General features: G+C 51.4%; 1 protein-coding gene and 1 pseudogene. One reads left to right on the top strand and one right to left on the bottom strand.

Annotation, left to right across the window (positions count from 1 at the left end; all coding sequences use genetic code 11):
• Positions 1–14: 14 nt before the first annotated feature.
• On the bottom strand, positions 15–608 hold the full coding sequence (locus tag WH5701_RS17080; RefSeq protein ID WP_071934323.1) for a molybdenum cofactor guanylyltransferase: 594 nt from the start codon (positions 606–608) through the stop codon (positions 15–17).
• A 263-nt stretch (positions 609–871) separates the two neighbouring features.
• On the opposite strand from WH5701_RS17080, the pseudogene WH5701_RS15560 reads away from it, so the two are divergent.
• A pseudogene (locus WH5701_RS15560) lies at positions 872–1135 on the top strand (MFS transporter); the annotation flags it as partial.

Below are 1135 nucleotides of genomic sequence, written 5' to 3'. Positions count from 1 at the left end.
CGATGTCGTATCAGTCATTCCGACAACGCCAACAGATCCTTCGGCTGATTGGCATTCAGCAAACAACGTGAAGGCAGCACCACTGACTCATAGGGCACCCGGTCCAACCAGTCCAACCAGCGATAACAACCACTAGAAAGCTGCTCTGACAAAGATGTTCGGAAGGGAGATCCCGAAGGAATGATGGCCAAAAGCGGCTGAAGGCGCTCACCGTCATGGGCCACAGCCACCTTGTTGGGGTGCCGTCGCCAAGCGTCAATCAATTGTTGAAAGACGACGGTCGTGAGCCGAGGCATATCCACGGGAAGCACAAGCCAAGCACCATCTGATCCGGATGACAAAACAAAGTTGAGAGCCTGCAATGGTCCATTCCAGGGAGGTGGCTCCAACACAAATTTCAGATCAGATTGATGCGCCAAGACATCCGCGTGAACCTGATGGCGGCTGACCACAACAACCGGCAGACCCAATGGCATCAACTGATCAATCATTGCCGTGAGCCAAACACCACCCTTCTGATGCGGCAGCAATGCTTTGTCCCGCCCCATCCGACGGCTCTCACCACCACTCAGAAGGCAAACACGAAGCGACTTAACCAAACAATTCATCCTTCTAAAACAAATCTCCGACCAAGACAGCACCCAAGAGTGTCGCAACAACTACTAAATCAAAGCTAAGCAGGATAACTGATCAATCTCATCAGAAAAATAGATGTAATGCAAGATACAAAAATGAAATTTTAAGTAGCCATTCAAACCAAAAATGTCATCCATAATTGGTTAACTAGATCCATAAGCGGATGTTTTTTAGACCGTTTCGTCACCCTCGGGCACCTTTTTTCTGAAGCCCGTGGCATAACACCACTCAAGCAATGCTTCGCGACCTTTGGTCGTTCCAGGGAAGGTATCGAACCCTCCACCTCACCTGGTTCGCCTTTTTCCTGACCTTCGTGGTCTGGTTCAACCTGGCCCCTCTTGCTACCACCGTTAAAGCGGATCTCGGACTCACGCTGGGTCAGATCCGCACCGTGGCTATTTGCAACGTGGCCCTCACCATCCCGGCTCGCGTGCTCATCGGCATGCTGCTCGATAAATACGGGCCTCGGCTCACCTACTCAGGGATCCTGGTCTTTCAG

This window comes from Synechococcus sp. WH 5701 (genome assembly GCF_000153045.1).
GTDB classification, from domain to species: Bacteria; Cyanobacteriota; Cyanobacteriia; order PCC-6307; family Cyanobiaceae; genus Regnicoccus_A; species Regnicoccus_A antarcticus.
The sequence above is the reverse complement of the archived record's forward strand: the minus strand, read 5'-3'. Positions and strand labels throughout refer to the sequence as shown.